Annotated in this window: 18 protein-coding genes and 1 riboswitch; of the genes, 16 read left to right on the top strand and 2 right to left on the bottom strand. The window is 49.8% G+C overall.

Annotation, left to right across the window (positions count from 1 at the left end):
- The first annotated feature begins 117 nt into the window (after positions 1-117).
- A complete protein-coding gene (locus LC508_RS07620; RefSeq protein WP_103731284.1) occupies positions 118-699 on the top strand; it encodes a TetR/AcrR family transcriptional regulator in 582 nt (193 codons plus the stop codon).
- Entirely contained in the window at positions 696-2,108 is a 1,413-nt protein-coding gene (locus LC508_RS07615) for an MATE family efflux transporter (protein WP_103731285.1), read from the top strand. Before LC508_RS07620 ends, LC508_RS07615 begins: the two co-directional genes overlap by 4 nt.
- A 73-nt stretch (positions 2,109-2,181) precedes the next feature.
- Here LC508_RS07615 and LC508_RS07610 read toward each other — a convergent pair whose 3' ends face one another.
- Positions 2,182-3,561 carry a TrpB-like pyridoxal phosphate-dependent enzyme gene (locus LC508_RS07610; protein WP_033139765.1) on the bottom strand — a complete coding sequence of 460 codons (1,380 nt, stop codon included), beginning with the start codon at positions 3,559-3,561 and terminating at the stop codon, positions 2,182-2,184.
- A gap of 520 nt (positions 3,562-4,081) precedes the next feature.
- On the opposite strand from LC508_RS07610, the gene truA reads away from it, so the two are divergent.
- The 14 genes from truA to LC508_RS07540 all read left to right on the top strand — a co-directional run bounded on the left by truA (position 4,082) and on the right by LC508_RS07540 (position 24,446).
- Positions 4,082-4,816 (top strand): tRNA pseudouridine(38-40) synthase TruA, encoded by a 735-nt coding sequence (gene truA / locus LC508_RS07605; RefSeq protein ID WP_033139764.1) that lies wholly within the window; start codon positions 4,082-4,084, stop codon positions 4,814-4,816.
- A gap of 156 nt (positions 4,817-4,972) precedes the next feature.
- Positions 4,973-7,051, top strand: coding sequence for a PTS sugar transporter subunit IIC/EAL domain-containing protein (locus LC508_RS07600; RefSeq protein ID WP_103731286.1), 2,079 nt, complete (start codon positions 4,973-4,975; stop codon positions 7,049-7,051).
- Positions 7,052-7,059: 8 nt separating this feature from the next.
- Complete coding sequence (locus tag LC508_RS07595; protein ID WP_033139762.1) at positions 7,060-7,512, top strand: PaaI family thioesterase; 453 nt, start codon at positions 7,060-7,062, stop codon at positions 7,510-7,512.
- 215 nt (positions 7,513-7,727) lie between these two features.
- Positions 7,728-9,062 (top strand): putative aminohydrolase SsnA, encoded by a 1,335-nt coding sequence (ssnA, locus tag LC508_RS07590; RefSeq protein WP_033139761.1) that lies wholly within the window; start codon positions 7,728-7,730, stop codon positions 9,060-9,062.
- Between the two features lie 23 nt (positions 9,063-9,085).
- On the top strand, positions 9,086-12,079 hold the full coding sequence (gene ygfK / locus LC508_RS07585; protein WP_054352878.1) for a putative selenate reductase subunit YgfK: 2,994 nt from the start codon (positions 9,086-9,088) through the stop codon (positions 12,077-12,079).
- A gap of 214 nt (positions 12,080-12,293) precedes the next feature.
- Positions 12,294-13,967 (top strand): glutamine--tRNA ligase/YqeY domain fusion protein, encoded by a 1,674-nt coding sequence (locus tag LC508_RS07580; protein ID WP_033139759.1) that lies wholly within the window; start codon positions 12,294-12,296, stop codon positions 13,965-13,967.
- 49 nt (positions 13,968-14,016) lie between these two features.
- The gene (gene pdxR / locus LC508_RS07575; protein ID WP_103731287.1) at positions 14,017-15,501 is read left to right on the top strand and encodes a MocR-like pyridoxine biosynthesis transcription factor PdxR; all 1,485 of its coding nucleotides are present in this window, start codon (positions 14,017-14,019) and stop codon (positions 15,499-15,501) included.
- A gap of 218 nt (positions 15,502-15,719) precedes the next feature.
- The gene (locus LC508_RS07570; RefSeq protein WP_103732304.1) at positions 15,720-17,117 is read left to right on the top strand and encodes a GntR family transcriptional regulator; all 1,398 of its coding nucleotides are present in this window, start codon (positions 15,720-15,722) and stop codon (positions 17,115-17,117) included.
- 4 nt (positions 17,118-17,121) lie between these two features.
- On the top strand, positions 17,122-20,040 hold the full coding sequence (locus tag LC508_RS07565) for a hybrid sensor histidine kinase/response regulator (protein WP_103732303.1): 2,919 nt from the start codon (positions 17,122-17,124) through the stop codon (positions 20,038-20,040).
- Positions 20,024-21,328 carry an ABC transporter substrate-binding protein gene (locus tag LC508_RS07560; protein WP_225305340.1) on the top strand — a complete coding sequence of 435 codons (1,305 nt, stop codon included), beginning with the start codon at positions 20,024-20,026 and terminating at the stop codon, positions 21,326-21,328. Before LC508_RS07565 ends, LC508_RS07560 begins: the two co-directional genes overlap by 17 nt.
- Before the next feature lie 38 nt (positions 21,329-21,366).
- Positions 21,367-21,479: riboswitch (TPP riboswitch) on the top strand.
- Between the two features lie 122 nt (positions 21,480-21,601).
- Positions 21,602-21,898 (top strand): thiamine-binding protein, encoded by a 297-nt coding sequence (locus tag LC508_RS07555; protein ID WP_033139755.1) that lies wholly within the window; start codon positions 21,602-21,604, stop codon positions 21,896-21,898.
- Positions 21,867-22,631 (top strand): ABC transporter permease, encoded by a 765-nt coding sequence (locus tag LC508_RS07550; protein WP_054352884.1) that lies wholly within the window; start codon positions 21,867-21,869, stop codon positions 22,629-22,631. The genes LC508_RS07555 and LC508_RS07550 overlap by 32 nt, the downstream gene beginning before the upstream one ends.
- A gap of 25 nt (positions 22,632-22,656) precedes the next feature.
- Positions 22,657-23,670, top strand: coding sequence for an ABC transporter substrate-binding protein (locus tag LC508_RS07545; RefSeq protein WP_103732302.1), 1,014 nt, complete (start codon positions 22,657-22,659; stop codon positions 23,668-23,670).
- Between the two features lie 23 nt (positions 23,671-23,693).
- The gene (locus LC508_RS07540; protein ID WP_103732301.1) at positions 23,694-24,446 is read left to right on the top strand and encodes an ABC transporter ATP-binding protein; all 753 of its coding nucleotides are present in this window, start codon (positions 23,694-23,696) and stop codon (positions 24,444-24,446) included.
- A 56-nt stretch (positions 24,447-24,502) separates the two neighbouring features.
- On the opposite strand, the gene LC508_RS07535 is transcribed toward LC508_RS07540, so the two are convergent.
- A complete protein-coding gene (locus LC508_RS07535) occupies positions 24,503-25,024 on the bottom strand; it encodes a hypothetical protein (RefSeq protein WP_033139751.1) in 522 nt (173 codons plus the stop codon).
- Positions 25,025-25,059 lie beyond the last annotated feature (35 nt).

Here is a 25,059-nt window from a genome sequence, read left to right as displayed (position 1 = left end):
TGACAAAACTAACACCGTTCGTATATAATATAGATTATACGAACGGTGTTAGTTTTTTGCCGCAATGGAAAATACCGCACGCGGCATATCAATTTTGTCCGGAAAAAGGAGACCGTCATGGGAAGAAGAGGATTGAATGCGGAAGTGATCATGGAGGCAGCCATAGAACTGGTGGAAGAGAAGGGATACCGGAATTTTTCCATGCGTGAGCTGGCAGCTCGTCTGGGCGTGCAGCCGGCCTCTCTCTATAATCATGTAAATGGCATTGAGGAGGTCAACACGGCAGTTGGCATGCACGGTATAACAGAATTGGAAAAAGCCCTGAAACAGGCATATACATATTCTGATTTTACAGAGGCGCTGGGTATCATGGCGGATGCTTACCGTAAATTCGCCATGGAAAGCCCGGAACTCTACCAGGCCATCATAGAGATGCGCACCTCCGAAAATGAGGAGCTGAAACATGCCATCCAGCGGATCATCCATCCTTTCCTGGTGCTCATCGGCAGGGAGGTAAAAGACCACGAAAAGACAGTGAACCTTCAGCGAACCATACGGAGTGCCCTTCACGGCTTTGTCTCTTTGGAACAGGAAGGGTATCTTACCTATGAAAATCCGGACAGCAGTACCAGTTTTCGGTATATGGTGGAAAGTCTGGCGGTACTTGTAATGAGAGAGGGGGAGAAAGAAAGATTATGACAGCATCGGAAATCACAGCGGAGGAGCGGGAACGAAAACAATATGAGAAGATGACGCAGACGCCGGTATCCAACCTGATCGTGCGTCTGGGCATTCCTACTATTATAAGTATGCTGATCACCAATATCTATAACACGGCAGACACATATTTTGTCAGCCGTTTAGGAACCAGCGCCAGCGGGGCGGTGGGAGTGGTGTTCAGCCTGATGGCCATTCTGCAGGCTTTTGGGTTTATGTTCGGACACGGGGCAGGCAGTATCATATCCAGAAAGCTTGGAAAAAGAGACCGGGAGAGCGCAAGCAGATTTGCATCCACCAGCTTTTTTCTGTCTATTCTGACGGGAACACTGATCGGCGCGGTGGGGATTACGTTTTTAACTCCGTTTATGCGGGCACTGGGAAGTACCCCGACAATCCTGCCGTTTGCCAAACAGTATGGACTTTTTATTCTGCTGGCAGGTCCTTTTATGACGGGGAGCTGTGTGCTGAACAATATTCTGCGATACGAGGGCATGGCTGCTTATGCCATGATAGGACTGACAACAGGCGGCATTCTGAATATGATAGGTGACCCGATCCTTATGTTCGGCCTGAATATGGGGGTATTGGGCGCCGGGCTTGCCACAGCCCTATCCCAGATGATCAGCTTTTTTATCCTTCTCTATATGTTTGTGGCGAAGAAGACCCAGAGCAGATTGTCCATACGGCTTATGACAAGGGATATCCACGAGGTGGGGCTGATCGTTGCGACAGGATTTCCAAGTCTGATCCGGCAGGGGCTGGGCAGTGTGTCCACCATGCTCCTCAATCATCAGGCAGCAGTGTATGGAGACGCGGCAGTGGCGGCTATGAGTATTGTGAACAGGATCTGCATGCTGGTATTCTCAGTAGGGCTGGGTCTGGGTCAGGGATTTCAGCCGGTGGCGGCATTTAATTACGGCGCCGGGAAATATTCCCGTGTAAAGAAGGGGTTCTGGTTTACGGCAGGCTCAGGGGAGGTCATGCTTGGAAGCTTTGCGATTATCTGCCTTTTCGTATCCTCCGGCATCATCGGGGTGTTCCGGGATGACCCGCAGGTAATCGCCATCGGTGTCTTTGCCCTTCGATGTCAGTGCATTGCTTTCTTCTTCCAGCCTCTTTCTGTCTGTACCAACATGATGCTGCAGAGTGTGGGCGAGAGTAAAAAAGCATCCCTTCTCTCTGCGCTCAGGAGCGGGATCTGCTTTATTCCCCTCATTCTCATACTGCCGGCAGTGATGGGGCTGAGAGGAGTCCAGATCGCGCAGGCAGTGGCGGATGTCCTGACCTTTGCTATCTCTCTTCCTCTGGTAGCGTCATTTCTGAAAAAACTGCCTGTGGATGAAGGTATGCCTGCTGTGCGGTTGGAAGAGTCAGATGTGAGTGCCTGACAGGAATACAATCCATAGTAAAAGCCCGCTTTTTCAGACTGAAAATCTGAAAAACGGGCTTTTGTATTTGCTCTTATTCCTGGATTCCAGGTATTTTAGGCAGTCTTGCAAAACTCTTTTCCAGCTCCGCATCCGTAGGAATATAATCTTTCATTGTTCCGTCCATATAGGACTGATACGCATACATATCGAAATATCCGGTTCCTGTCAGGCCGAAGAGAATCGTTTTGGCTTCCCCGGATTCTTTGCATTTCAGAGCCTCCTGTACGGCACCATAGATGGCATGTGCGGACTCAGGTGCAGGCAGGATGGTCTCCTGTTTCGCAAACATGGTGGCTGCCTCAAATACTTTTGTCTGTTCTACGGAAATGGCCTCCATATAGCCGTCATGATACAGCTTGGAGAGGATAGGGGACATGCCGTGGTAACGCAGACCGCCTGCATGGTTTGCGGATGGGATGAAGTCACAGCCCAGAGTGTACATTCTGGCAAGCGGCGTCACCTTTCCGGTATCACAGAAATCGTAGGCGTATTTTCCGCGGGTAAGGGACGGACAGGAAGCCGGTTCCACTGCCACGATGCGCGGGTCAGCCTTTCCTGTGAGTTTATCCTGCATAAATGGTGAGATCAGGCCGCCCAGATTGGAGCCGCCGCCTGCGCATCCCACCACAACGTCCGGGTACTCATCCAGCAGTTCCATGGCTGTCTTGGACTCCAGGCCGATGATGGACTGGTGGAGCAGCACTTGGTTCAGCACAGAACCCAGCACGTATTTATAGCCGTCCGTGGAAACCGCTTTTTCCACAGCTTCGGAGATGGCACAGCCCAGGCTGCCTGAAGTGCCGGGATTTTCAGCCAGGATTTTACGGCCGATCTCTGTGGTCTCGCTGGGGCTTGGAACGATCTCCGCATCAAAGGTGTGGATCACGGACTTGCGGAATGGTTTCTGCTCGTAGGAGCATTTTACCATATAGACGATCAGAGGCAGATGGTAGAAGGAGCACGCTTCTGCCAGGGCGGTTCCCCACTGACCGGCGCCTGTCTCTGTTGTCAGGCCCTTTAATCCCTGTTCTTTTGCGTAATATGCCTGAGCTACAGCGGAGTTTAACTTGTGGCTTCCGGAGGTGTTATTGCCCTCGAATTTATAATAAATCTTAGCTGGTGTGTCCAGATATTTCTCCAGATTGTAGGCGCGGATGAGAGGGGAGGGGCGGTACATTTTATAAAAGTCCTGGACCTCTTCCGGGATGTCAATGTAACGTGTCGTATTGTCCAGTTCCTGATGTGCCAGTTTTTCACAGAATACGGGATAGAGTTCCTCCTCGGTGATCGGTCTGCCTGTGCCCGGGTTTAAAAGAGGGTCGGGAAGGTCCTTCATGTCTGCCCTCAGGTTATACCACTGCTTAGGCATCTGCTCCTCGGTTAAATATACTCTGTGCGGAATTTTTTTCATAATTGTGTTCTCCTTTCTTATGGCGCGAATCCCGGAGATGAAGTTTGGGGTACAGCGGCAATAAAAAAAGCCCCTGTCTCTGCAATTTCTGCAGGGACAGAAGCTTGTTATACAGTCTTCTGCGGTACCACCCGGCTTGATGAATCAATCATCCACTCTGTTCATGTACTTTCATACACGGTTCCTTGATAACGGGTGAACATCCCGTCGGGCATTACTCAGAAAATTCCTTTCTTCCCGACCTCATAAGTCCATTCAACATCCGTTTTATTATCTTAATCCCACCACTTTAAGACTCTCTGCCGGCAGCATGACCTGCCGTTATCAATAAAACCTGGATATCTACTACTCTTATTCTACGGTTTCGCTGTTACATGATTTATTTTATGTTTATCACTATAGTTGGTGAAAGCGGATTTGTCAATAGGCAAAATCGAAAAATATCTCTTTTCGCCGGATGGGATGTCTGATAGAATAGACAGATACGAAAGGAAACTTTATTCGGAAAGAGGGATGGAAAATGAATTACAGACTGGATATACAGTATGACGGAACGCGCTATGAGGGCTGGCAGAGGCAGAAGACAACGGGCAATACCATTCAGGGGAAAATCGAAGAAGTCTTGTCCAGGATGCTGGATGCACCTGTTCAGATCGACGGCGCGGGAAGAACAGATGCAGGCGTACACGCAAAAGGCCAGGTGGCTAATGTGCACATGGATACAGAGAAAAACTGTGAGGAGATCTGCGCATACCTGAACCGCTATCTTCCGGAGGATATTGAAATTTATAAAGTCACCCAGGTGCAGGAGCGCTTCCACAGCCGCCTTCTGGCAAAGAAAAAAGTCTATCAGTACAGAATAGCAACAGGCCATCACAAAAATGTATTTGAGAGAAAATACCAGTGCCCCCTGCATGAGGAATTTGATGTGGATGCCATAAAAGCAGCGGCAGAGCTGCTGACAGGCACCCATGACTTTAAAAGCTTCTGCTCCAATAAGAAAATGAAAAAGTCCACAGTACGGACTATATACAGTATACGAGTGGAATCTTTGCCGAATGAACTGAGGATCACATACACCGGAGACGGATTTCTCTACAACATGGTGCGGATTCTTACAGGTACCCTGATCGAGGCAGGAAGAGGAACCAGAAAGCCGGAGGAAATGAAAGGGATTTTGTCAGCCTGTGACAGAGGTGCGGCCGGATTTACAGCGCCCGCCCAGGGGCTGACGCTTCTTGAGGTAGAGTATTGATGGTCACAAGGCGGCTTCTGGTATATTTTGGAAAAGGGAAAGTAAGGAAAACAAAGAGATTTTAGATTGCAAAAGACGAGTAAGGCATGTAAAATAAAATGTATGGCAATATTGTTTCGTCCCCGGTTTTATACGGGGTAACAGAGGGGGCCGGTTATGTATGGAAAAGTATTGAGGATAATCTACAGAATAGAGATTAACAGCATCATCTCCTCCGTCCGGAAGGGGTTTACGCTTCTGATTCCCGCCCTGCTGGTGGGGGCTTTTGCCCTGCTTTTCAGAAGTTTTCCGGTGCCTGCGTTTCAGACGTTTATTGAGAAATGGGCAGGGGGTGTCCTGCATCAGATACTGAGTTTTCTCTTTGATGCCACCGTTGGTTTTATGTCCATTTACCTTGTGATGAGTATCAGTTATTATTATGCAGCGACCATGAAAGACAGGGACCAGTTCCTTCAGGTCATGGCAATGGTGGTCTCTGCCATCTGCTTTGCCGTGTCCTTTGGCGCTGCCAGCGGCTCCATGGAATTAAGCGATCTGGGGCCGGTTGGAGTTTTTACGGCCATGTTTGCCGCCATTGCGGCGACCAGGATCTTTTATTTTTTCTGTGAAAAGCTGTCCCCGGCATTCCGGTTTCGTTCTGCCGGGTCAGATGTGGATTACCGCAATTCCCTTTCCGCTATTTATCCGCTTTTGTTCTGCACACTCCTTTTTGTGGCGCTGAACCTGCTGATCAAAACAGTGTTTAAGGCGGATAATCTGAATGACCTGATCACAAATTTTATTGTAAATCTGTTTCACAATGTAAATGACGGTCTGGGGGCGGGTGTACTTTATGTGCTGGTGCTGGACCTGCTGTGGGCCTTTGGGATTCACGGTGGCAATGCCCTGGAACAGGTATCCCAGACATATCTGGTGCCAAATGATACGGTCTCAGGAGCTGTCATATCAAAATCTTTTTTGGACAATTTCGCGCTGATGGGCGGATGTGGTACTTCCATCTGCCTTGTGATAGCGCTGCTGTTGTTTGCCGGAAGCAGGGATAACCGGCAGCTTGCCCGTTCCGCAGCCCCGGCAGTCTTTTTTAACATCAATGAAATTCTCGTGTACGGACTCCCGATCGTATTGAATCCGATCATGGTCATTCCGTTTATATTGACACCCCTGTGTTCCCTGCTGATCGCTTACGGGGCTGCAGTGAGCGGTTTCCTGCCTCTTTTGGGAGAGACTGTGACCTGGACCACACCGGTATTCTTCAGCGGATATCTGTCCTCCGGTTCCTGGCGGGGTGCGGCGGTGCAGGCGGTGATCGTGTTTGTCGGAACAGCCATCTATACGCCTTTTGTAAAAGTCTCCGAACAGGTGCGGAAGCTTCAGGCAGAAATGCTGCAGCAAGAGTTAACGGAGTATCTGAAGGAGCATCAGGAAGCCGGTGCGGCTGTAAGCCTTCTGGAACGCCGGGACAGTATGGGAATCCTGGCAAGAAATATGGCATCCCAGCTCCGCATTGATGTGGAGGAGAAGAATCTGACCATGGGATACCAGCCCCAGTATGACTGCCGAAACAGGATGGCAGGGGCAGAAGCGCTTCTGCGCTGGCGCTATATGGATGAGGCGGTTTACCCTCCTCTGGCTGTGGCGCTTGCACAGGAGGACGGTTTTTTTGACCGGCTGACGGAGTGTGTCATAGAGACTTCCATGAAGGCATGCAGCAGACTTCTGAATCTTGGCGAACCTGTCACCATTTCAGCCAATATAACGGCAGAACAGCTTAACTCACCGCGGTTTGTGGAGAAGGTCATACGAATGGCAGAGACATACGGCGTGGCGGGACATTACTGTCTGGAGATCACAGAGGAATCTGCTGTGGATAAAATGGAGGAGATTCCCTATCACATCAGCAGGCTGAAGGCAGCAGGTATCCTGGCTGCTGTGGATGACTTCAGCATGGGCCGGACCAGCCTGAAATACCTGCAGCACAACAGTTTTTATGCCATCAAGCTGGACGGCGGTCTGGTCAGAGGCATAGTGGAGAACAAAAGAAATCAGGAAATCGTATCTTCCATCATCTCTCTCGGCAGGAACCTGGATTTTGTGGTGATGGCCGAATATGTGGAGACAGAGGAGATTCGCAGCCTTTTGGAAAGCATGGGGTGCTGTCTGTACCAGGGATATCTGTACAGCCCGGCAGTTCCTCTTGTCAGGCTGGAAGAACTGCTGCTGGAAAAGAAAGGATAAACAGTAATATGACAACAGAAGAAAAGCAGAAGAAAATGGAGACAGAAATTCAGCACGATATAGAAAAAATGTACCCAAAGAATCCGGAACATCTATACTGCCGGATGGGTCTGGAGTTTCATTCCTGCAGTGCGGCCGAGCGTTCCCTGACTCTGCGCTATCCGGTGCAGGAGTGGGAGCTGAACCACATGTCCACCATGCACGGAGGGCTCATAGCTGCGGCTGTGGATACCACCAGCGGTGCGCTTACACGCAATTTGACCGGATGTGCAGTGACACCCACCATCAATCTGAATATCAATTACCTGCTTCCCGGAACCAGGGAAGACGCACTTCTGGTGACGGCAAAAGCAGACAGGATCGGAAAACATCTGGCCAATATACATACAGAATGCCGCTCTGAGAAGACAGGAAAACTTCTGGCATCAGCCATGGTAAATTTTATGCTCCAGAGAGACTGATAAAAAGCCATCACGGATATCCGTAAGAGGAGATCCGGGGTGGCTTTTCTGCGGAAAAAATAAGGATTTACAAAGAAATACAAAAAAATTTGTGATACCTCAAAAATTTTTAGAAAAACACTTGCTATTACTTCACGGTGATGATAAACTAGAGTTAATGAATATGGGAAATGCAGAATACTTATCAAGTATGGAATGCGCAAGGAGGTAAAACTATGTTAATGATTGGGAACGGAAGACTTGTGACAAGAGATGACCAGGCGCCTTTTTTTGAACACGGGGCAGTAGTTCTGGACGGCAATGTGGTGAAAAAGGCAGGGGAAGAAGCTGAGCTTAAAAAGGAATTTCCCGATGCTGAATATGTGGATGCAAAGGGCGGTGTGATCATGCCGGCATTTATCAATGCTCATGAGCATATTTACAGCGCGTTTGCCAGGGGCCTGTCCATTGACGGTTATGATCCCCACGGTTTTCTGGATATCCTGGACGGCATGTGGTGGACCATTGACCGCCATCTGACCTTGGAGGGGACAAAATACAGTGCTTATGCCACATATCTGGATAGTATTAAAAATGGTGTGACCACCGTATTTGACCATCATGCCAGTTTCTGTCGGATACCTGACAGTCTGTTTACCATCAGTGAGGCGGCAAAAGACCTGGGAATCCGCACCTGCCTCTGTTATGAGATCTCAGACAGGGACGGGATGGAAAAGGCCCGTGAATCCGTACTGGAAAATGAGAGGTTTGCACGCTATGCTCTGGCAGATGACAGCGATATGATCGCAGGCATGATGGGTATGCACGCATCCTTCACCATCTCCAATGAGACCATGGAGATGGCAGCAGCTCATAAGCCGGACGGGGTCGGTTATCACATCCATGTGGCAGAGGGAATCGAGGACCTGCATCACTGCCTGAAACACTACGGAAAGAGAATCGTGGACCGTCTGATGGACTGCGGCATTCTGGGAGAGAAGACACTTCTCGGGCACTGCATTTATATCAATGAGCATGAGATGGATCTCTTAAAAGAGACGGACACCATGGTCGTACATAACCCGGAATCCAACATGGGAAATGCCTGCGGATGCCCGCCAACTATGAAAATCGTGGAGAAGGGAATCCTGACCGGCCTTGGCACAGACGGCTATACCCATGATATGCTGGAGTCCTACAAGGTGGCAAATGTCCTTCACAAACATCACCTCTGCGACCCCAACGCAGCATGGGGAGAGGTTCCCAAAATGCTCTTTGAAGGCAATGCGCAAATCGCGGGACGCTATTTTAAGAAAGACCTGGGCGTGCTGAAAGAGGGCGCAGCAGCAGATGTGATCGTTATGGATTACGATCCGCTCACCCCTATGCACGCAGGAAATATCAACAGCCATGTACTGTTCGGCATGAGCGGAAGACAGGTAAATACCACAGTCTGCAACGGAAAGATCCTTATGAAAGACAGGGAAGTCTTAGTGGCGGATGAAGCGGAAGTAATGGCAAAATGCAGGGAAGAAGCGAAGAAATTAGCAGATTCTATTAATGGAAGATAAGGGATTTATGGGAGGTTTTTATTATGGGCGATAAGATGACATGTATGCCGTTTTCCCAGATCATGAACTGGGTTCTGGAAGAGAAAAAGGCGGGTAAAACAGTATTCGGAACACATAAAAAGTACGTGGCAGGAGAGGAAAAAGCGGAGATCTTCGGCAGGAATCTGGAGACTCCCATCGGTCCGGCAGCCGGCCCCCACACGCAGCTTGCGCAGAATATCATTGCAGCGTATTATACGGGAAGCCGTTTCTTTGAGCTGAAGACTGTGCAGATCATGGACGGGGCAGAGCTTTCCGCCTGTGTGAACAAACCCTGTATTCTGGCTGAGGATGAAGGCTATAACTGCGAATGGTCCACAGAGCTCACCGTACCGGATGCCATGAGCGACTATATTAAGGCCTGGTTTGCCCTGCATGTAATGGCAAAAGAGTTCGGCCTGGGTGCCCAGGACGGTTTCCAGTTCAACATCAGTGTGGGTTATGACCTGGCAGGCATCAAATCCGAAAAGATCAACCATTTCATTGATACCATGATGCATGCAGGACAGGATGCCACATTTGCGGAGTGCAGGAACTGGCTGCTGGAAAACATAGAAAAATTTGAACATTACACGAAAGAGGACGTGGAGTCCATACCGGAGGATATCTGCAATTCCGCCACCATTTCCACCCTTCACGGATGTCCGCCTCATGAGATCGAGAGCATAGCCAACTATCTGCTCACGGAAAAACATATCAATACCTTTGTAAAATGTAATCCAACCCTTCTGGGATACGAATTTGCCAGAAAGACTATGGATGAGATGGGATATGACTATATGATGTTCGGGGACTTCCACTTTAAGGATGACCTGCAGTACGCGGATGCTGTGCCCATGTTCACAAGGCTTATGAAGCTGTCCGAAGATCTGGGACTGTCCTTTGGCGTGAAGATAACCAACACCTTCCCGGTGGATGTGACAAGAGAGGAGCTGCCAAGCGAGGAGATGTATATGTCCGGCAAGGCACTGTTCCCCCTGTCTATTTCCCTGGCTGCAAAGCTTGCGAAGGAATTTGACGGACGTCTGCGGATCGCTTATTCCGGCGGCGCGGATTACTACAATATATCCAGGATCGTAGGAGCCGGCATCTGGCCTGTGACAGTGGCTACCACCCTCTTAAAACCGGGCGGATACAACCGCAGTGCGCAGATGGCAAAACTGCTGGCAGAAGAAGGCCTGAAGCCGTTTGCGGGAATTGATGTGGAGGCAGTCACAAAGCTTGCCGAGGATGCAAAACGTGATGTGCACCATGTAAAACCCATTAAGCCCCTTCCAAACCGCAAGGTAAAAGACAGTGTTCCCCTTATGGACTGCTTTATGGCACCCTGCGAGGCGGGATGTCCCATCCATCAGGATGTGAGCAATTATATGGAACTGGCTTCTGCAGGTAAGTATGAGGAGGCTCTGGAGGTGATCCTCGACAAGAATCCGCTTCCTTTCATCACAGGAACTATCTGTGCCCACAACTGCATGAGCAAATGTACCAGGAACTTCTATGAGGAGCCGGTTCATATCAGAAATGTGAAGCTGGAGGCAGCCGAAAAAGCATACGATGCAGTGATGGAGAAGCTGGCTGTGCCCGAGAAGACAGACGGCAGAAAAGCGGCAGTCATCGGCGGCGGCCCCTCCGGTATGGCGGCAGCGTATTTCCTGGCAAGAGGCGGCGCGGATGTGACCATATTTGAAAAAGAAAAGGCTCTGGGCGGCGTGGTTGCACACGTGATTCCTGATTTCAGGATCACAAAAGAGGCCATAGAAAAAGACGCTGCCATCATCCGCAAAATGGGTGTGAAGGTGGAGCTTGGAAAAGAGATAACTTCTGTCAAAGAGTTGAAAGACCAGGGCTTTGACGCTGTATTTTTCGCAGCAGGAGCAGGAAAACCCGGAGTATTAGAACTGGAGAACAAAACACCGTTGGATGCCGCTGAATTCCTGAAAGAATTCAAGGCAAAAGACGGCAATGTGGACCTTGGAAAGCATGTGGTGGTCATCGGCGGAGGCAACACAGCCATGGACACAGCCAGAGCCGCAAAGCGCACCAAAGGCGTGGAGCATGTATATCTGGTATACAGAAGAACAAGACGCTATATGCCTGCAGACGCGGAGGAACTGACACTTGTGCAGGAGGAAGGCATTGAATTTCGTGAACTGCTGTCCCCTGTATCCGTGGAGGATGGAAAACTGCTGTGCAGGAAGATGAAGCTTGGCGCTATGGACGCTTCCGGAAGGGCCTCTGTGGAGGAGACCGGTGAGACGGAAACAGTACCTGCGGATACCGTCATAGCAGCCGTAGGAGAGCGTGTGGACACGGAGCTCTATCAGGCAAACGGACTTCCTCTTGACAACAGGGGAAAGGTTGTGGCTGACAGCAGGACACTGGAAGCCTCAAGCGGTGTCTACGTGATCGGCGACGGACTTGGCGGTCCTGCAACCGTAGTGGAGGGAATCCGGGATGCCCAGAAGGCAGCAGCGGCATTCCTTCAAAAAGCAGTTGTCTCTGAGCTTAAAAAGGACGGCTGTGAGGAATCCTGTTACAGCAAAAAGGGTATACTGGACAGTGAGAGGGAACCGGCAGAAGAAAGCGGCAGATGCCTGAACTGCGCGGCAGTCTGCGAAAACTGTACAGATGTATGTCCAAACAGGGCCAATGTGGCGGTGAAAGTGCCGGGAATGGCTATGCGCCAGATCGTCCATGTGGATTACATGTGTAACGAGTGCGGCAACTGTAAGACATTCTGTCCGTACGCAAGCGCTCCATATAAGGATAAATTTACCCTGTTTGCCAATGAAGCGGATATGGAAGACAGTGAGAATAATGGTTTTACAGTTCTGGACAGGGAAGAGAAACGTGTAAAAGTACGCCTCTTCGGCGGACCGGTAGAAATCCTTCTGGATGATGAGAATCCCGCGGTTCCGGCTGGGCTTAGAAAAATCATGGATGCAGTCATAACCGATTACGGGTACATGATTCCGTAATACGGAAAATAAAGGTCCGGTTTCAGGCCGGTGCTGCGGTTTAGGCCGGGCACCGGCCTGAAAACACCTCGCGGGACAGTGACGTGTGAACAGTATCCCAACACTTGCCTTTCTAAATTTTTTAATAGAAAGCCTTTGAAAAATGCCATTTTTATGGTAGTATATTTCTTAGACAAAAAATTACCATAAATGATAGATGATGGAGGAACTGTAAGTGGAAAAGGAAACAGCAAAAGAAACCGTTTCTAAAAACTTTATTGAACAGATTATTGACAAGGATCTGGAGGAAGGAAAATACGAGGAGATCTGTACCCGTTTCCCGCCGGAACCCAACGGTTATCTGCATATCGGCCATGCAAAATCAATCCTGCTCAACTACGGCCTGGCACAGAAATACCATGGAAAGTTCAACATGCGTTTTGACGATACCAACCCCACAAAAGAAAAGGTGGAGTTTGTGGAATCCATCAAGGCGGATATCAAATGGCTGGGCGCAGACTGGGAGGACCGTCTGTATTTTGCCTCCGATTATTTTGAACAGATGTATGAGGCAGCGGTAAAGCTGATCAAAAAAGGAAAAGCGTTTGTCTGTGATCTGACTGCAGAGCAGATCCGTGAATACCGCGGAACCCTCACAGAGCCGGGAAAGGAAAGCCCATACAGAGACAGAAGTGTGGAGGAGAACCTGGACCTGTTTGAGCGCATGAAAAACGGGGAGTTTGAGGACGGAAGCAAAGTGCTCCGGGCTAAGATTGATATGGCTTCCCCGAACATCAATATGAGAGACCCGGTCATCTACCGTGTGGCCCACATGACACATCACAATACAGGCGACAAATGGTGCATTTATCCCATGTATGACTTTGCTCATCCCATTGAGGATGCCATTGAGGGCGTGACACATTCCATCTGTACCCTGGAATTTGAGGACCACCGCCCCCTGTATGACTGGGTGGTAAGGGAGCTTGAATATCCCCATCCGCCGAAACAGATTGAATTTGCAAAGCTGTACCTGACCAATGTGGTGACAGGCAAGCGTTATATTAAAAAACTGGTTGAGGACGGCATTGTGGACGGATGGGATGACCCCCGTCTGGTGTCCATTGCGGCGTTGAGAAGACGCGGATTTACCCCGGAATCCATCAAAATGTTTGTGGATCTCTGCGGAGTGTCAAAGGCAAACAGCTCTGTAGATTACGCGATGCTGGAGTACTGCATCCGCGAGGATTTGAAGATGAAAAAGCCCCGTATGATGGCAGTGTTGGACCCGCTGAAGCTGGTCATTGACAATTATCCGGAAGACCAGATCGAGTATCTGGACGTTGCCAACAACATGGAAAATCCTGAGCTTGGCAGCAGAAAAGTGCCTTTCGGAAGAGAACTGTATATTGAGCGTGAGGACTTCATGGAAGTGCCGCCGAAGAAATACAAACGTCTCTATCCGGACAATGAAGTGCGCCTGATGAACGCTTATTTTGTAAAATGCACCGGTTTTGAAAAAGACGAGAACGGCAATATCACAGTGGTACACTGTACCTATGACCCTGAGTCTAAGGGCGGAAATTCCCCGGACGGAAGAAAAGTTAAGGGAACCATTCACTGGGTAGCGCAGAAAACTGCAGTGAATGTGGAGTGCCGTCTCTATGAGAACATTGTGGATGAGGAGAAAGGTGTGTACAACAAAGAGGACGGAAGCCTGAATCTGAACCCCAATTCCCTGGTTGTGCTGAAAGACTGCTATGTGGAACCGGCACTTGCCCAGGCGGAGGCATATGACAGCTTCCAGTTTGTGAGAAACGGTTTCTTCTGCGCAGACTGCCACGATTCCAAACCGGGAGAACCGGTATTTAACAGGATCGTGTCTTTGAAGAGCTCCTTTAAATTATAGAAATTATGTCCGTCATATTTTCTATGGGCCATGAGTGTGAGAGAAAAGAATGAACGATTTGATCATTTCACTGGATACAAAGGCTGATGCGCCTTTGTACGAACAGATATGTGAATATTTTAAACAGGAAATCCAGGAAGGACGGCTGGCCGCAGGTGTGCGGCTGCCGTCCTCCCGTGCACTTGCGGGAAATTTGGCAGTGAGCAGGAGTACAGTGGATCTGGCCTATGACCAGCTTGTGTCGGAAGGATATATTGAAGCGGTTCCGTGCAAGGGGTACTATGTATGCGACATTGAAGGGCTTTATTACGGCACTGGCAGAAGACAGGAGCAGACGGACGCGGGAAGCGGTGCATCACAGGAAGGTGCGTTAAAAGGCAGACCGCACGAAACGAAAAGGCAGGCGGACCGGGAATCTTTCAAAGACAGGGATGGGTTTGTATATGATTTTGCTCTGAACGGAATCGCCCCCGGCAGCTTTCCTCACAATGCCTGGCGCAGATTGTCACGGCAGGTACTGACAGATGCGCAGGATTCACTCTTTGCGCTGGGCGATCCCTGCGGGGAACTGTCCCTTCGGGAAGCCATCGCAGAGTATCTTTACCGGGCGAGAGGTGTGCACTGCGAACCGGAGCAGATCCTTGTGGGGGCGGGGAACGATTATCTGCTGATGCTTCTGTGCACGATCCTTGGACGTGACAGAAGGATCGCCATGGAGAATCCTACATACAGAAGTGCCTGGCATGATTTTGGGCATATGGGATTTGAACGGTGTGTCGTAAATCAGGATGAACAGGGAATTGATGTGAAAGATCTGGAGCAAACCGGGGCGGACATGGTATATGTCATGCCCTCCCATCAGTTCCCCATGGGCACGGTCATGCCCCTGAAACGCCGCCTCTCTCTGCTCAAATGGGCAGGGAGGGGGGAGCGCTATATCATAGAGGATGACTATGACAGTGAGTTCCGTTATAAGGGAAAACCCATACCTGCTTTACAGGGATTTGACAAGGAGGAGCGTGTCATTTATCTTGGAACCTTCTCAAAATCCATAGCTCCCTCCATCCGAATCAGTTATATGGTACTTCCAAAAAAGCTTATGAGGCGGTATCTGAGCGGAGAAAATCCTTTCTCTGTCACCGTATCCAGGGCGGACCAGAAAATACTGGAGCGTTTTCTCAGAGAAGGCCATTATGAGCGGCATTTGAACAGAATGCGCAGCCTTTACAAAGGAAAACATGACCTGCTTCTGCGCTGGCTGAAGGACAGCATGGGAAATGTGTGCACGTATTTCGGCGAACACGCTGGCGTACATCTTCTGGTACAGTTAAAAAACGGCTTGTCTGAACAGGAGGCCGTGGAAAAAGCGGCCCGTTTGGGTGTCAGGGTCTACGGCCTGTCTGAATTTCTGGTCAGCGGGCAGACGCCGCCCATGCAGTCCACTGTCCTTCTGGGGTATGCCACCATGCCGGAGGAAGACCTGGAGGAGGGGATAAAAAGGCTTACAGCCGCTTGGAGCGGCACGGAAATTTGAATAGGGCAGTCATTCGGCGGGCAGCAGCCGGATGGCTGCCCTATTTTTGCCGGTGAACTTAACAGATAAATAATTCGTATATCTGTGTCCATGCAGATACATAAAGCTTCTTGTCTGACATTGCATAATAATGTCAGTTATGGTAAGATTATGATATTGACCAACATGAACAGGGTTGTTTTCGCCGAATCTGAGATGATTTCTTTTAGGAGAAAAATATGAAAAAAGACAAAGGGCTTTACGAGTTGATTTATGAGTATTATGAATCCCGTATTCTGTTCGGATATTATAAATACGGAGATTCCCTATCATCGGTTTCCGTGATTTGTTCTACATTTCAGGTGGGGCGGAATACAGTCCGGGCGGCGCTTGCCAAGCTGGAGGAAAAAGGTTATATCGTAACCGAGGAGCGCAGGGCCGCAGAGGTGGTATACAGAGGAACGAGTGAGGAGTTTGAAAAAAATGCCGCGGATTATTTTGTGCCCCGCAGGGATGGAATCCGGGATATTGCCCGGGCGGGAAAGATTTTATTTCTGCCTCTTTGGGAGGCCGGTCTGCGCAGACTGGACAGGAAAGCGGCAGAGGAGGAAAACAGCAGACATAACGCTGTCGTGTCCGGCGCCATACCCATACCGGTAAAGCTCTGTATTGATACCCTTCGTGTTTTTGACAATGCCCTCATGCTGAATCTTTACTGGCAGTGTCTGCGCTATGTGAATTTTCTTTACCCGCAGAACCGGTCAAATCCCAGAAACTGTGCGGAGGAAATATTAGCGGAACAAACAGCAGGCAGTCAGGATTCCCAATCCGGGTACCGGTATGTCAATGCTGAAGAAGAAGTACTGGATTTTATTGAACGTGCGCGTGAAAAGTATCATCTGGAAAATATCGGTCAGATTCCGTTTCATTGGGATATCTACCGCCAGCGCCCTCAGGTGAGGTATACGCTGGCTTCTGTTATTATCCGTGAGATTTTTTCCGGGCGTTATTCCATGGGCAGTTATCTGCCTTCACAGCCTAAGATGGCAGAACTGTATCATGTGTCACTGAGCACAGTGCGCCGCACATTGGTTTTGCTGGAATCCCTGGGAGTGACAAAGTCACATATGGGGATCGGCACAGAGGTATGCCTTGGAAATACGGATTTTAACTGGAATGCAGCGGAGATCCGGGAAAGTCTGCGTCTGCATGGCGAGAGCCTTCAGATCCTGGCCCTGACGGTCAGGGGTATCTTGCTGTTTACCCTGGAGTCATCGCCGCAGCAAAGAGGTGAAGAATTTCTGCGGGAACTGGGTAAGGTCAGGGGGACAAAGAGCAGCATTCTCTGTATGGATGTGTTACTGAGCTTTATCATCCGGGAGTGCCCGTCACCCATGATCCGGGAATGCTGCAGAAAATTAAGGGAACTGATCACATGGGGATATATTCTGTCTGCAGTGATGATGAAATCAGGTCAGCTTCCCCCAAGTCCTGAGGCAGTGCTGGAACTGTCGGAAAAATATCTGCGCGCCGGCCGTCTGTATGACTTTGCAGATGCATGGCAGATTTTTATAGAAAGCAGAATGGAATTTTTCAACGCACATTTTGGAATTCCGGCCTGCCATAATTTGAGGTGAGGGTATGAAGAAATATAAGAAACGGTCTGTTGCGATCCTGATCAGTGTCATCCTTCTGCTTGCGTTTACTGTTGTCTTTATGCTCTCCTTTCTGGACCGTATCAATGCCAAGATGAACCAGGGATCCAATGAGACGCTGATGAATTCCACACGTATGATCCAAAGCAGTATCAACAGTGAATTGGACAATGATGAGCAGCAGGTCATATCCAATGCCAATCTGTTTGCTTTAAGCGGTGGGGATGCGGCGTCTTTTGAGACACTTGCCAACTACGCGGAGTCTTCGGATTTCTACCGGTTTTATTATGTGGGGCTGGATGGAACCGGTATTGACAGCAGCGCGGAACCGGTGGATACTGCGTCTTTTCCCTTTGAGGAAACAGCGCTGTCCCGGGGAAAATCCGGGTATTCGGATGCCTACGTGGGGAGCAGCGGACGGCCTCAGATCACCTTCCAGGCCCCTGTCTGTGCGGGTGGCAGACAGGTGGGAGCTCTTTACGCTGACAAGACACTTTCCAAATACAATGACCCTGCCCTTTTTACTTTCAGCGGGGGATCCGGGTACGCTTATGTGGTGGATGGCGACAGCGGTTCCTGGGTGATTGAAAGCACAGGTTCAAAGACAGATGACATCTACGGTTTTCTGGCGCAGCACAACAACGGGGAAAAGATGCTGAGTACCCTGCAGGACCTTATGAGGAAGAAAGAGGCGGGAACCATCAGCCTGGAATTTCAGGGGGAGAGCGGCATTTTATGCTTTCTGCCCATGAGGGATTCTTATAACTGGTATCTCATTTCCATCCTGCCCAAACGCGTTCTGCAGCAAGAGTCATCTGAGATCATCAAGATGGTGGCCGTCACATTTACAGAGCTGGCAGTGGCGCTGATCCTGATCACAGGACTGCTGCTCAGCCGCGAATCCATGAAGGGGCGTGAACAGGGAAGGATTTACCGGGAACGGCTTTTCCAGAACATTTCTTCCAACATAGATTTTGCTTTCCTTGTCTACAACCCTGCGGACAGAAGCGTGGAAATGGTTTCCGACAATGTCAGGATGCTGTTTGATGTGGAACCGGGGCAGGTCATGTCCAGGCCGGAAATCCTCTTTGACCACTGTGGGATGCCGGGGGATGACAGGGACCGCATTTCCTTCTTTAACGGCAGTCTGGTGAAGAAGATGCGAAAGGAGTATAAGACAGGCACAGACAATGAACTGCAGCGCTGGACAGAGGTGCATCTTCTTCCCGCGGATAACGGGCAGTACCTGGCTGTCCTGCATGATACCACAGGCGAGCACCATATGCGGGATGACCTTGCGGATGCCCTGCGGCAGGCACAGGAGAACAACCGGGCCAGAAACGCCTTTTTTTCCTCCATGTCACATGATATCCGTACGCCAATGAACGGCATCATCGGCATGACAGCCATTGCGCGGGCCAATCTGAATAACCCGGATAAGGTTAAGGACAGCCTGGAAAAAATATCCACGGCATCTGATCATCTGCTTGCCCTCATCAATGAGGTGCTGGATATGTCGCGTATCGAGAGCGGTAAATTCAGCCTGAAAAAGGAGCCTGTGAACCTGCCGGAGCTGATCTCCAATGTTCTGCTCCTCATTAAGCCGGAAATGACAAAAAAAGGCCACACCATGCATGTAAAATCGTCTGTCCTGGATTATGATATCGTGATCGGGGATGCTTTGCATATTCAGAAGATCCTTCTGAACCTCTTATCAAACGCTGTGAAATACACGCCGCAGGGCGGAGAGATCACGATCCGGCTCCAGGAAAAAAAGCGGGATGACCGGATGATCGATATTGTATTCCAGGTGGAAGACAACGGCATCGGAATGGAACCTGACTTTGTAAAACGTATCTTCAATCCTTTTGAGCGGGCAGAGGATAACCGTCTGAGCAAGGTGACAGGCACCGGCCTGGGAATGGCCATCACAAAAAACATTGTGGATGTGATGAGCGGTACGATCCATGTGGAAAGTACGCTCGGTGCAGGGTCAAAGTTTACGGTGGTTCTGCCCATGGTGCTTATGGAACCTGACAAACAGGAGACCGGCGTGCTGGCGGGACATACGGTGCTTGTGGTGGATGACAGCCCGGATACCTGCGAGGGCATTCAGCTCATGCTTGAGGAAGCCGGGGTGCATGTGGATTGGGCACTGAGCGGCGGGGAGGCTGTCAAAGCCGCCAACAGGGCCCGCCGGATGGGCCGGGATTACTTTGCGGTGATTTTGGACTGGAAGATGCCGGAGATGGACGGGGTGGAGACTGCCCGCCGTATCCGGGCGGATCTCGGCAGTGATATCCCGATCATTCTGTTGTCAGCCTACAATTGGGAGGAAGTGGAGCAGGAAGCTCTGGAAGCGGGAATCAATGGATTTTTGACAAAGCCTGTTTTCCGCTCTGAACTGGTGCAGAAGCTGCGTTATTATATCATGGGGTCTTCCGCAAAAGTACAGGAGATCATGGACAGTGAAAATCGCGGACGGTTTGAAGGCCTGCATGTTCTGATGGCTGAGGATAATGAACTGAACCGGGAAATTGTGGAGGAACTGCTGCGGGACAGCGATATTTTGGTGGACAGCGTGGAGGACGGTCTGCAGGCTGTCAGGAAAGTGGAGCAGACCGGGCCGGGATATTATGATATGATCTTTATGGATATCCATATGCCTGTGATGGACGGCTTTACAGCCACGGGAGAGATCCGGGCGCTCCAGAAGAACAGTGCGGAACATATTCCCATTATAGCCATGACTGCCGATGCCTTTGAGGAGGATGTTTTAAAATGTAAAAATGCCGGAATGGATGCCCATATATCCAAACCGATCGATATAGCAAGGCTTTTTGAAGTCATCCGGATATATGCGGATAAGGAAAGCGGGGATGGAAAAAATGAAGAGAAGATATAGAAGGTTAACGGCAGCGGCACTTGCATGTATGCTTTTATGCAGCGGCTGTTCCGGAGAGAAGGAAGAGCCGGAAGTATACATTGATAAAAATGAGCCGGATGTTGTGATCACCCTCTTTACCCAGGGGGAAAACATATCAGAGATCATAAATAAGTGCTGTTCTGATGTGATCAATCCAAAAACAAAGGGCAATATTATCCTGTACAGTGATTTCGCGGATTTCTATGCGGAGGAAGGGCTTTCTTACCGGGAACTTCTGCTGAAGCGCATGGAAAGCGGACAGGCGGATGACCTGTATATCATACCGGCGGAGGATGTGCTGGAGTTTGACCAGAAAGGTTTTATCTATGATTTATCCGGTCTTGACTGTATCAGCAGCCTTTCTGAGGATGCCCTCCGGCAGAGTACATATAAGGGGAAGGTGTTTTCGGTCCCTCTGTCCTATACCGGTTTTGGCCTGATCTGGAATGTGGATATGCTCCATCAGTATCAGCTGGAGATTCCGGAGACACTGGACGAGTTCTGGAACGTCTGTGATGTATTAAAGCAGAACGGCATCCTTCCCTACGGGGCCAATAAGGATTTTGGACTGAGTGTTCCTGCCATGTGTGCGGGACTGGGGCCGCTGTATCAGAATCCTGAGAGTGAGGCGCTTACTGCCGCTCTTGCAAAGGGGGAAACGCCTGTCAGTACCTATATGCGGGACGGCTTTGCTTTTCTGCAGACCATGATCGACAGGGAATATCTGGATGTGGAACGCTCCTTGGAGACACTGCCGGGCAGTGACGAGGAGGCCGCCTTTTTCGCTGAGGGAAAATGCGCGTTTATCAGTTCTCTCTGCCGCGCGGCAGCGTTTGCCAGGGACTACCCGTTTGCAGCCGAGATGACCGCGCTGCCGGTGCTGAAGGAAGGTCCCGTCTGTGTTGTGGGTGCGGACCAGAGGCTGGCTGTCAATCCCAATACAGAGCATCTTGGCGAGGCGCTTGCCATCCTGGAAAACCTGTGTACCACAGATACGCTCAATGCATTTGCAGGGGAGCTGGGGAAGGTATCCTCAGCACGCGGAAATGAGGCCACCACGCTGCCCCAGGCTGAGAAGTTTGTATCCTGTCTGGCATCCGGAGGCCAGATTCCCAATCAGGATTTCACGCTCCCGTTTAATACCTGGAATACCATCAAGGAACTCTGCGTAGAGCTCTGTGAGGGGGCGGACGTAGAGACCGTGTGCAGGGAGTATGATGAGAGACAGAAAGAGGAAATTGCGCTGTACGGCGATAAAGATATATGAGATTGACTTGACAATCAATTTACAATGAAGTAAACTTGAGAAGACAACAGGGGAGCTGGAGAGAAGTCCGGCTGAGAGTAAAACCGTAATCGTTTTTCACCCTTAACCTGATCCGGGTAATGCCGGCGTAGGGAGCATAAGAGAGGCACCATAGACCGGTGCGCATTTGTTCTGAAAAACAGCTCCTGTTCGGGTAAAACCTGTCGGGGGCTTTTTCTTTTGCACAGATTCCCCGGCAGAAAACGATGATAAATTTCTAAGGAGGAAAAGAAAATGAACGCAAGCGTAGCAATCCAGACACTGCCGGAGGCAGCAAATGACGAGGAACTGATCCGTATAGTCGATGAGGTCATTGACTATATTAAGAGTACGGGGCTGAACTATTATGTAGGGCCTTTTGAGACAGCCATTGAGGGTGACTATGATGAACTTATGGATATTGTAAAAGAATGCCAGCACATCGCTGTCCGTGCAGGCGCACCTTCTGTTGCGGCCTATATTAAAGTGTCCTATAAGCCAGAAGGAGATGTGCTGACCATTGAGAAAAAAGTTACAAAGCACCACCAGTAAGCTGTGGGCATCTGCAGCCCTGGCCGCCATTCTGGTCATCTGGCAGGCTGTCTCCATGGCAGGCCTGGTCCCGGGATATATGCTGCCCTCGCCGGTACAGGTGGTGAGGGCGTTTATCAGTGAATTTCCCCTGCTCATGGAGAATTCCAGGGTGACGCTTTTGGAGGCGGCTGCAGGGCTTTTCTGCGGTGTGGTTTTCGGGTTTGTCATGGCAGTTCTTATGGACCGCTTTGACAAGCTTTACAAGGCGTTTTATCCGCTGATCGTTATTACACAGACCGTGCCTACCGTAGCCATCGCGCCTCTTTTGGTGCTGTGGTTCGGATATGAGATGCTGCCAAAGGTCATTCTGATCGTGATCGTGACCTTTTTCCCTATCACCATTGGGCTTTTGGAAGGATTCCGCTCCGCAGACAAGGATATGATGAACCTTTTACGAAGCATGGGGGCCGGCAGGCTTCAGATCTTCCGATATATCAAGATGCCGGGGGCCATGGGCCGGTTTTATGCTAGCCTGCGCATATCTGCCTCCTACTCCGTGGTGGGAGCGGTTATCTCTGAGTGGCTGGGCGGTTTTTCCGGCCTCGGTGTGTATATGACACGTGTGAAAAAGGCGTTTGCCTTTGACAAAATGTTTGCAGTTATTTTTCTCATATCCATTATCAGCCTTCTTCTCATGAAGCTGGTGGATATTCTGCAGAAAAAAAGCATGCCCTGGGAACGGGCAAAATAAGACAGAACAGAGAGGACAATGGAGGATGAAAAAGAAGATTCTGGCGGCTGTCCTGACAGCCTGTATGCTCACATCTGTGGCGGCGTGCGGCAGCAGCGAAGACAGCGGGAAGAAGGACAGCGGTTCCGAAGATTTGGAGAAGATCACTTTCGTGCTGGACTGGACCCCCAATACAAACCATACAGGTCTTTACGTGGCGAAAGAGAAGGGATATTTTGAGAAGGAGGGACTGGATGTAGAGATCGTACAGCCACCGGAGGACGGCGCGGACGCTCTTGTGGCATCGGGAAAAGCCCAGTTTGGTGTCTCTTTCCAGGACAGCATGGCACCGGGTGTGGCAGGTGACAACGCACTGCCAAATACAGCGGTAGCAGCCCTGATCCAGCACAATACATCCGGCATTATCTCCAGAAAAGGGGAGGGGATGGAGCGCCCCAAAGGTCTGGAAGGAAAGAAATACGCCACCTGGGATGCCCCCATTGAGAAAGCCATGATGCAGAATGTGGTGGAAAAAGACGGCGGGGATTTCTCTAAAGTGGAACTGATCCCAAGTACGGTCACAGACGAGGTCTCCGCGCTGAAATCAAAATCCGTGGATGCCATCTGGATTTTCTATGCGTGGGCAGGAGTTGCCACAGAGGTGGCAAATCTGGAGACGGATTACTTTGCCTTTAAGGATATCAATCCTGTATTTGATTACTATACACCGGTTGTGATAGCAAACAATGATTTTCTGGAAGAGAAGCCGGATACGGCAAAGGCTTTTCTCCGGGCTTTGAAGCAGGGTTATGAGGATGCCATTGTAGATCCGGACGAAGCAGCATCTATTCTTCTGGAAGCTTCCCCGGAGCTGGATGAGGAACTGGTAAAAGCCAGTCAGGAGTATTTAAAGGACCAGTATAAAGCGGATGTAAAGCAGTGGGGATATATTGACCCTGCCAGATGGAATGCCTTTTACGGCTGGCTGAATGAAAACGGTTTGTCAGAGGCAGAGCTTCCGGAAAATGCCGGATTTTCCAATGACTATCTGCCGGAATAAAGGCAGTTTTCGGAGGAGGAGATATGGCGGAATTAAAGGTTTCAAATGTGAGCAAATCCTTTGACGGAGTGAAGATCCTGGAGGATATCAGCATAGAACTCCATGACCAGGAGCTGGTCAGCCTTTTAGGTGTCAGCGGCGGCGGCAAGACAACACTTTTCAATGTGATATCCGGTCTGGAAAAGCCGGAGACCGGGCATGTATATCTGGATGGCCGGGAGATCACAGGTTGTCCCGGAAATGTCAGCTATATGCTGCAGAAGGACATGCTTCTCCCGTACCGCACTATAGAGGACAATGTGGCTCTTCCCCTTCTCATAAAAGGGGAGAAGAAAAAGGCTGCCAGGGAAAAAGTACAGCCTTATTTTCAGGAATTCGGACTGGAAGGGACCCAGAAAAAGTATCCGGCCCAGCTCTCAGGGGGGATGCGCCAGAGGGCTGCCCTTTTAAGGACGTACCTGTTTTCCCGGAAACTGGCCCTTTTGGATGAGCCCTTTTCAGCTCTTGATACATTGACCAAGAGTGCCATGCACAGGTGGTATCTGCAGGTGATGGAGCAGATCCATCTGTCCACGATCTTTATCACCCATGACATGGATGAGGCTATTTTATTGTCGGACAGGATTTATCTGCTCACAGGAAGACCGGGACGGATCACAGAGGAGATATGCATACAGGAACCGCGCCCAAGGCGCAGTGATTTCAATCTGACAGATGAATTTCTGAGTTATAAAAGGCAGATACTGGAGAAGCTGAATGGCAGCCAGGAGTCATAAAGGATATAAAAAAAGACCCGGGATACGGCTTGTACAGCCGCCCCGGGTTCTGTATATTATTCTGTTTTGTCTGAAGATTCAGCGGTGGTGTTCTCCATGGCTTTTTTTGCGTTTTCCATTCTTGCCTTCAGGTCCTCAGATACCTGTTCCACACTTTTTTCCACGGCTTCCTTCACGTTTTCGGCTGTTTCCGCAGCGCATTCCTTGGCAGTTCCGGCAGCGTCTTCTAAATCTTCCTTAACATCCTTGGCCGCCTCTTTGACATCCTCTTTGATATCATCCAGATCCATGTCGTCATCCTCGAAGATGTCCTCATCATCCAGATCATCCAGAATATCATCTGTGTGTTCTTTTACTTTATTTACCGTTTCCTCAACCGTTTTTTCCACTTTTTCTTTGAGCTTGCTTGCCACATTTTTGGCAGATGCAGCCGTTTCTTTTACATTGTCCTGAAAGTCGGCGAAATCTTCTTCCAGATCAGGATCTTCTTCTTTTTGTTTTTTCAAATAATAAAAAGCTGCACCGGCAGCCGCACCGATTACACTGAACCCCAATAATTTTTTTCCAAAGCTACCCATATTAATCCCTTTCCTTTCAAATGACTATTTTTAGT

Source organism: Blautia parvula, from assembly GCF_020215665.1.
Lineage (GTDB): Bacteria > Bacillota > Clostridia > Lachnospirales > Lachnospiraceae > Blautia > Blautia celeris.
The sequence above is the reverse complement of the archived record's forward strand: the minus strand, read 5'-3'. Positions and strand labels throughout refer to the sequence as shown.